This window comes from Curtobacterium sp. MCBA15_007 (assembly GCF_001864905.1).
In the GTDB taxonomy this organism is placed as follows: domain Bacteria; phylum Actinomycetota; class Actinomycetes; order Actinomycetales; family Microbacteriaceae; genus Curtobacterium; species Curtobacterium poinsettiae.
The window spans coordinates 1-7518 of the sequence record NZ_MJGM01000014.1 but is presented as its reverse complement, the minus strand read 5'-3'; the positions used below and the strand labels follow the sequence as shown (position 1 = coordinate 7518).

The 7518-nt window shown below is 72.3% G+C and carries 8 protein-coding genes; 5 read left to right on the top strand and 3 right to left on the bottom strand.

Annotated elements, in window-relative coordinates; translation table 11 throughout:
• Positions 1-30 precede the first annotated feature (30 nt).
• The 3 genes from BIU95_RS07390 to BIU95_RS07380 form a co-directional block, all read right to left on the bottom strand.
• Positions 31-1005: a zinc-binding dehydrogenase gene (locus BIU95_RS07390; RefSeq protein WP_031259002.1), complete on the bottom strand. Its 975-nt coding sequence runs from the start codon at positions 1003-1005 to the stop codon at positions 31-33.
• Between the two features lie 27 nt (positions 1006-1032).
• Complete coding sequence (locus BIU95_RS07385) at positions 1033-1455, bottom strand: organic hydroperoxide resistance protein (protein ID WP_017885422.1); 423 nt, start codon at positions 1453-1455, stop codon at positions 1033-1035.
• 100 nt (positions 1456-1555) lie between these two features.
• Positions 1556-2032, bottom strand: a complete 477-nt coding sequence (locus BIU95_RS07380; RefSeq protein ID WP_175470736.1) for a MarR family winged helix-turn-helix transcriptional regulator — start codon at positions 2030-2032, stop codon at positions 1556-1558.
• Positions 2033-2136: 104 nt separating this feature from the next.
• Here BIU95_RS07380 and mvk point away from each other — a divergent pair, with 104 nt between their 5' ends.
• Genes mvk through BIU95_RS07355 form a run of 5 tightly spaced genes read left to right on the top strand, consistent with a single transcriptional unit; the run spans position 2137 to position 7423 of the window.
• Positions 2137-3120 carry a mevalonate kinase gene (gene mvk, locus BIU95_RS07375; protein ID WP_083389289.1) on the top strand — a complete coding sequence of 328 codons (984 nt, stop codon included), beginning with the start codon at positions 2137-2139 and terminating at the stop codon, positions 3118-3120.
• Positions 3114-4127 (top strand): diphosphomevalonate decarboxylase, encoded by a 1014-nt coding sequence (mvaD, locus tag BIU95_RS07370; RefSeq protein ID WP_071251211.1) that lies wholly within the window; start codon positions 3114-3116, stop codon positions 4125-4127. The genes mvk and mvaD overlap by 7 nt, the downstream gene beginning before the upstream one ends.
• On the top strand, positions 4124-5206 hold the full coding sequence (locus tag BIU95_RS07365; protein ID WP_042539904.1) for a phosphomevalonate kinase: 1083 nt from the start codon (positions 4124-4126) through the stop codon (positions 5204-5206). The genes mvaD and BIU95_RS07365 overlap by 4 nt, the downstream gene beginning before the upstream one ends.
• On the top strand, positions 5199-6263 hold the full coding sequence (locus BIU95_RS07360; RefSeq protein ID WP_017885427.1) for a hypothetical protein: 1065 nt from the start codon (positions 5199-5201) through the stop codon (positions 6261-6263). Before BIU95_RS07365 ends, BIU95_RS07360 begins: the two co-directional genes overlap by 8 nt.
• Positions 6260-7423: a hydroxymethylglutaryl-CoA synthase gene (locus tag BIU95_RS07355; protein WP_042539902.1), complete on the top strand. Its 1164-nt coding sequence runs from the start codon at positions 6260-6262 to the stop codon at positions 7421-7423. The genes BIU95_RS07360 and BIU95_RS07355 overlap by 4 nt, the downstream gene beginning before the upstream one ends.
• Positions 7424-7518: the final 95 nt, after the last annotated feature.

Below are 7518 nucleotides of genomic sequence, written 5' to 3'. Positions count from 1 at the left end.
TGGCACCGGGCCTCCCGTCCTGTGGTCGCGCTACGGGCGCAGGAGCACCTTGCCGACGCGGCCGGCGGTGTCGCTGGCGCGCACGGCGTCGCGGACCTGCTCGAAGGCGAAGGTCTCGGCGACGGGGAGCGTCAGCGAGCCGTCGAGCACGCGGGTGATGAGCTCACCGAAGAGCTGGCCCTTCGTCTCGGCGGGCATCGTCTTGCTGACGACGGAACCCCAGAAGCCCTTCACGGTGAGCTGGCCGAAGATGACCTTGCCCGACGGGATCTCGAGCGTCGGCGACGCCATCGCGCCGAAGACGACGAGGGTGGCGTTCTCGCCCAGCACCGAGGCGATGTCGCCGGCGGCCTTGCCGCCGACGGACTCGACACCGGCGATGATCGGGGCGCCGCCGGTGATCGCGGCGACCTGGTCCTGCCAGTCGTCGGCGTCGGTGGCGACGATGCGCTCGATGCCCTGCTCACGGAGCTCGTCGACACCGGCGGCGCGACGGACGAGTCCGATGACGTTGATGCCGCGTGCGGCACCGAGCTGGGCGACCATGCGACCGACCGCACCGTTGGCGGCGTTCTGGATGATCCAGTCGCCCTCGTGCAGGTCGAGCGAGTGCAGCAGGCTGATGGCGCTGAACGGCATCGAGACGAGCTGCGCGGCGGCCTCGTCGGTCATCGCGTCCGGCACCGGCACGAGGCCTGCGGCGTTCGCGGTGTAGTACTCGGCCCAGACGCCGAAGGCGCCACCGGCGACGCGCTGGCCGACCTGCAGGTTCGTGACGCCCTCGCCGAGCGCCTCGACGACGCCGAGTGCCTCGGTGCCCGAGGCGGCGGGCAGCTCCGGCTTGAAGCCGTAGGTGCCGCGGACGGTCCACAGGTCGTGGTTGTGGATGGGGGAGAGGACCGTGCGGACGAGGACCTCGCCGGCGGCGGGCGTCGGGACGGGGCGCTCCTGCACCTCGAGGACGTCGGCGGGCTCGGCGAACGTCTCGTGGACGACGGCGCGCATGGTGGTGGGGGTGGTGGTGCTCATGGGTCAGTCCTCCGAGACGACGATGGTGACGTCGATGTTGCCGCGGGTCGCGTTCGAGTAGGGGCAGACCTGGTGGGCTGCGTCGGCGAGGGCCTGGGCCTGGTCGTGCTCCAGGCCGGGGATGACGACCTCGAGCATGACGGCGAGCTGGTAGCCACCGTTGCCGTTCGGGCCGATCTGCACGCGACCGCCGACGGACGAGTCGGTGATCTTCACCTTCTGGCTGCGGGCGACGCCCTGCAGTGCGGAGTGGAAGCAGGCGGCGTAGCCGGCTGCGAAGAGCTGCTCGGGGTTCGCGCCGTTGCCGGAGCCACCCATCTCCTTCGGGATGGCGAGGTCGAACTCGACCGTGCCGTCGCTCGTGGCGACGTGGCCGTTGCGGCCTTCGCCGGTGGCCAGGGCCTCGGCGGTGTAGAGGGCTTCCATGGGGTTCCTTCCTTGTGGGGCGGATCGTGCAGTTCGGGGTGTGCGGCGTGCTCTCGCGCTCAGCGACAGTTCACGGGCACACGTGGCCGTGAGGTGTCGCTCAGCGCGGAACGGCGCCGGGGTCAGCGCCGGCGGCGTCGCGCTCGGGATCGGCCGCCGTGTGCATCGTCTCGGTCAGCCGGTGCAGCGTCGCGATGAGCTCGGCAGCGGCACGTTCGTCGGCCAGGCCCATCCCGGCGGCTATGCGTGCGGGGATGCCGCTCAGCTCGGACCGCAGTTCGCGGCCGCGCTCACCGACGGTGACGGTGACGACGCGTTCGTCGGTGCTGCGGCGCTCGCGACGGACCAGGTCGCTCTGCTCCATGCGGCGGAGCAGCGGCGAGAGGGTGCCGGAGTCGAGCTGCAGGTGTTCCCCGAGGCTCGAGACGGTCTGGTCGCCCTCGACCCACAGGGTGACGAGCACCAGGTACTGCGGGTACGTCAGGCCCCAGGGTTCGAGCATCGTGCGGTACGCCTGCGTGGTGGCGCGGGACGCCGCGTAGAGGGAGAAGCACACCATCTCGTCGGTCACGGGCATGCGTCCACACTGTCACGCAACCCAGTTGTGCACAACTCGATGCAGCGGATGCCCAGCTGACGAACACGCCGACGGCCCGTGCGGTTAGGCTGACGTGACCCACGATGACCAGCTGCGACCTCGACAACACCACGACCCCCGGCAACGGATCGGCGTCGTCCCACGGCAAGACGATCCTGATCGGTGAGCACGCCGTGGTGTACGGCGCACCCGCTCTCGTCCTGCCGGTGCTCGACGCGCGGGTCGTGGCGACGGTCACCCCGGTCGCCGCCGACGCCGAGCAGCCCGGTCACAGCCTGCAGTCCACCGTGCACACCGGCCCCCTCGACCTGGCCCCCGCTGCCGTGATGCCGACCGTCACCGCGGTCACCGCGACCCTGCGGCACTTCGAGGTCACCGACCGGCACTTCCACGTCCGGGTCGACAGCGAGGTCCCGACCGCCCGCGGCATGGGCTCGAGCGCCGCGGTCGCCGCGGCCGTGACCGCCGCCGTCGCCGACGCGCTGGGCGAGACACTCGACGTCGAGACCCACCACGAACTCATCCAGGAGTGCGAGCGCGTCGCCCACGGGCGTCCGTCGGGCCTCGACGCCCGGGGCGTCGTCGCGTCCGCGCCGGTCTGGTTCGAGGCCGGGCACATCGAACCCGTCGCGCTCGGCGCCCGGTTCACCTTCGTCGTCGCAGACACCGGCGTCCCCGGGCACACCAGGGAAGCCGTGTCCGCGGTCCGAGCACGCCACGACCAGGACCCGGCCGGTGTCGGCGCCGTGATCGACCGGATCGGCGTGCTCGCCCGGCGGGCACGGGGGACACTCGAGGACGGCGATGCCCAGGCTCTGGGTGTCACCATGGACGCCGCGCACGACCTGCTCAGCACACTCGACGTGTCGAGTGACGACCTGGACCGGCTCGTCGACGCCGCACGCGCTGCGGACGCCCTCGGCGCGAAGCTCACCGGCGGCGGGCGGGGCGGGTGCGTCCTCGCGCTCGCCGCGGACGACGACCACGCGGACCGCATCGCGGCCGCACTCCGCGCTGCAGGGGCCGCAGCCACCTGGACCACCACGATCGGAGCCCGCGCTTGCTGACAGCCACCGCCGTCGCGCACCCCAACATCGCCCTCGTCAAGTACTGGGGGAAGGCAGACGCGCAGCTCGCGCTGCCCGCCACGGGCAGCGTCTCGATGGGGCTCGACGTGTTCCCGACGACGACCACCGTCACGGTGGACGGCGGACGGGAGGCGCTGGGCGCACGGGGAGACACGTTCACGCTGAACGGTCACGTCGTCGACGACGGGGCGCTGGTGCGCGTGCAGCAGTTCCTCGACCTGGTGCGGGAGCTCGCCGGCAGCGACGCCCGCGCGTCAGTCGTCTCCGAGAACACCGTGCCGACCGGTGCCGGGCTGGCCTCGAGCGCCTCCGGCTTCGCAGCGCTGGCCACCGCGGCCGCAGCGGCGTACGGCCTCGACCTGTCGCCGCGCGACCTGTCGCGTCTGGCCCGTCGTGGTTCGGGTTCGGCCACGCGCTCGATCCCCGGCGGTGTCGCCGTCTGGCACGCCGGCGACGACCAGGGCTCCTTCGCCGAGCCGATCCCCGCTCCGCCGATGGCCATGGTCGTCGTCACGATCGACGCCGGCCCGAAGCCGATCGGGTCGCGCGAGGCCATGCGTCGCACCATCGCCACGTCGCCCTTCTACCCCGCCTGGGTCACCTCGACCACCGAGACCGTCGGTGACATGCTCACGGCCTGTGCCGCCGGCGACTTCACCCGCATCGGCGAGATCACCGAGAGCAACGCGCTCCGGATGCACGCCACGATCGAGGGCGCGTTCCCGCCGATCCGCTACCTCAACGCCCGCAGCGTCGCCGTGTTCGACGCCGTCGCCGAGCTGCGTGCCGGCGGGGTCGAGGCCTACGCCACGGCCGACGCTGGCCCGAACGTCGTCGTGCTCACGAAGCCGCAGGACCGGTCGGCCGTCGCCGGGGCGCTCGCGTCGCTGGGTGACGTCATCGAGTCCGGCACCGGACCTGCCGCGCGGTTGCTCCGCTCCGAAGAGACCGGGAGCAATCCCGACCAGAAGGAGTCCGCGCAGTGATCGAGTTCCGTGCACACGGCAAGCTGTTCGTCGCCGGCGAGTACGCCGTCGTCGAGCCGGGCCAGCCGTCCGTCCTGATCGCCCTCGACCGCGCCATCACGGCGAAGGTGCGCGAGGGCCACGGCGCGGGCAGTGTGCACTCCGAGGAGTACGGGCACCTCCCGCTCACGTGGACCCGTGCCGAGGACGGCCTGGCGCTCGACCGCGAGCACCACCCCTACGACTACGTGATGGCCACGATCGACCTGGTCGAGAAGCTCCGCGCCGAGCGCGGCATCGCCCCGCGGTTCCACGACCTGCGCATCGAGAGCCAGCTCGACGACGCCAGCGGCCGGAAGTTCGGACTCGGGTCCTCGGCCGCGGTGACCGTCGCGACCGTCGGTGCCCTCGACCGCTTCTACGGCATCGGTCTGACCCAGCGCCAGCGCTTCCAGGTCGCCCTGCTCGCGACGATCCGGGTCAACCCCCGGGCCTCGGGCGGTGACCTCGCCGCGAGCACGTTCGGCGGGTGGCTGCGCTACAGCGCCCCGGACCGCGAGCGGCTCGCCGCCATGCTCGGGGACCACGCGGTGTCCGCGATCCTGGCCGACGCGGACGCGTGGCAGGGCTTCGACGTCCAGCGGCTCCCCGCCCCCGAGAACCTGCAGCTGCTCGTCGGCTGGACCGGCTCGCCCGCGTCCACCACGAAGCTCGTCGACGTGGTGCGTCGGCACCGCAACGGCGGGTACCAGGCGTTCCTCGACGAGAGCCGTAGCTGTGTCGACGACCTGACCACGGGCCTCCAGACCGGCGACGCCGAGCGCACGCTCGATGCCCTCAAGCGTGCGCGCGTGCTCATGCAGCGTCTCGGTGACTCGGTCGGGTCGCAGATCGAGACCGAGCGGCTCGCGACCCTGTGCGACGTCGTCGAGGCGGCTGGCGGGGCGGCGAAGCCGTCCGGTGCCGGCGGCGGCGACTGCGGCATCGCGCTCGTCCCGGCGGACACCGACCCCGCCGGCATCCACCGCGCCTGGGAGGCGCACGACATCAGACACCTCAGCGTCGCGGTGCGAGCACCAGAAGGAGCCCTCGATGAGTGACCTGCTCACACCGATCCCCACCAAGTGGGTCGGCCCGATCCGCGTCAGCGGCAACGCCGTGCAGGGGGAGCACGAGGTCCCCCTCGCCACCTACGAGTCGCCGCTCTGGCCGTCCGTCGGCCGCGGTGCCCGCATCTCGCGCATGGTCGAGGACGGCATCGTCGCGACCGTCGTCGACGAGCGGATGACCCGATCCGTCGTGGTCCGTGCCGACAGCGCCGCCGCCGCCCACGTCGCCGCCGGGCAGATCCTGGCACGCCAGGACGAGCTCGCCGCGATCGTCGCCGGCCAGAGCCGGTTCGCCAAGCTCATCGAGGTGCACCCGGAGATCGTCGGGGACCTGCTGTTCCTGCGCTTCGCGTTCACCACGGGCGACGCCTCCGGCCACAACATGGTCACCCAGGCCGCGGACAAGCTGCTGCCGGCGATCCTGGACTGGCAGCCGGGCCTGCGGTACGTGTCGGTGTCGGGCAACTTCTGCACCGACAAGAAGGCCACCGCGGTGAACGGCATCCGTGGCCGCGGCCGCAACACCATCGCCGAGATCGTGATCCCGGGCGAGGTCGTCGAGAAGCGCCTGCGGTCGAGCACCGCACGCATCGTCGAGCTCAACATCGCGAAGAACCTGATCGGGTCGACGATCGCCGGCGCCATCCGCTCGGCGAACGCGCACTACGCCAACATGCTGCTCGGCTTCTACCTGGCCACGGGCCAGGACGCCGCCAACATCGTCGAGGGCTCGCAGGGCATCACGAGCGCCGAGGACCGCGACGGCGACCTGTACTTCGCGACCTCGCTGCCGCACCTGATCGTCGGCACGGTCGGCAACGGCAAGGGCGGCGACCTGCCCGTCGTCGAGGACGCCCTGGTGCGCCTCGGCTGCCGCGACGACCGCGAGCCGGGGGCGAACGCCCGCCGCCTCGCCGGTCTCTGCGCCGCCACGGTGCTGTGCGGGGAGCTCTCGCTCCTCGCCGCGCAGACCAACCCGGGCGAGCTGATGGCCGCCCACGTCGCCATGGAACGCCGTGGCACGAAGCCCGCAGGCGGTGCAGCATGAGCGGCGTCGGCATCCACGACATCGCGATCGCGACCGGGCACCACGTGCTCGAGCTCGACGACCTGGCCGAGCGGCTCGGCGTCGACCCGGCCAAGTACCACGTCGGCATCGGGCAGGACGCGTTCAGCGTGCCCGCGCCCGACGAGGACATCGTCACGATGGGCGCCACCGCTGCGAAGGAACTCATCGACCGGCACGGCGTCGAGGGCATCCGGACGGTGCTGTTCGCCACCGAGTCCGGCGTCGACCAGTCCAAGGCCGCCGGCGTCTACGTGCACGGTCTGCTCGGGTTGCCGAAGGCCGTCCGCGTGGTCGAGCTGAAGCAGGCCTGCTACGGCGGGATGGCCGCGGTGCAGCTCGCGCTCGGCATCGTCGCCCGCGCCCCGCACGAGCGGGTGCTCGTCATCGCCGCCGACGTCGCGCGCTACGACGTCGACACCGCCGCCGAGCCGACCCAGGGTGCCGGTGCCGCCGCGATCCTGGTGTCCGCCGACCCCGACCTGATCGAGATCGAGCCGGCCGCCGGCGTCTACACCGCCGACGTCGACGACTTCTGGCGGCCGAACGACCGCTCCACCGCGCTGGTCGACGGACGGCTGTCCGTCAGCGCCTACGTCGACGCGTTCGTCGGCGCGTGGGACGACCTCGCCGAGCAGGGCGGGCCGGCGTACGAGGACATCGTGCGCTTCGTCCACCACCAGCCGTTCACGAAGATGGCGCTCAAGGCGCACCGGAAGCTCACGCAGCACGTGGGCGTGCCGTTCGACGAGTCGGAGCTGTTCGTCGGGTTCACGTACAACAAGCAGACCGGCAACACGTACACGGCGTCGCTCTGGATCGGGCTCGCCGCACTGCTCGACCTCGACGAGCACCTGGCGGGGGAGCGCATCGCCCTGTTCAGCTACGGCTCGGGCAGCGTCGGCGAGCTCATCACCGGTGTCGTCCGGCCCGACTACCGCGAGCACCGCCGGGTCGGTCGGGTGCGCGCGCTGCTCGGCGCACGCGTCCCGCTGACGGTCGACGCGTACCGCGAGCTGCACGCAGCCGGCGCCGCCACCAGCGAGGACGTCGAGCGTCCGCGCGTCACGACCGCGCCGTTCCGGTTCGAGGGTGTGCGCGGTGGCGCGCGCCACTACGAGGCGACGACGCAGCAGGCGTAGCCGGCGTCGCCGGCGTCGCCGGGCTGCTCCCGCCCCGCGGACCCGGCGCACGTGCCGGCACCTGTCGCTTCCGCGGACCGGACTGGAGGCCCGTG

Coding starts and splice junctions, on each gene's coding strand:
- BIU95_RS07390 (WP_031259002.1), bottom strand. CDS start 1,005: ATGCGCGCCGTCGTCCACGAGACGTTCGCCGAGCCCGCCGACGTCCTC.
- BIU95_RS07385 (WP_017885422.1), bottom strand. CDS start 1,455: ATGGAAGCCCTCTACACCGCCGAGGCCCTGGCCACCGGCGAAGGCCGC.
- BIU95_RS07380 (WP_175470736.1), bottom strand. CDS start 2,032: ATGCCCGTGACCGACGAGATGGTGTGCTTCTCCCTCTACGCGGCGTCC.
- mvk (WP_083389289.1), top strand. CDS start 2,137: ATGACCAGCTGCGACCTCGACAACACCACGACCCCCGGCAACGGATCG.
- BIU95_RS07360 (WP_017885427.1), top strand. CDS start 5,199: ATGAGTGACCTGCTCACACCGATCCCCACCAAGTGGGTCGGCCCGATC.
- BIU95_RS07355 (WP_042539902.1), top strand. CDS start 6,260: ATGAGCGGCGTCGGCATCCACGACATCGCGATCGCGACCGGGCACCAC.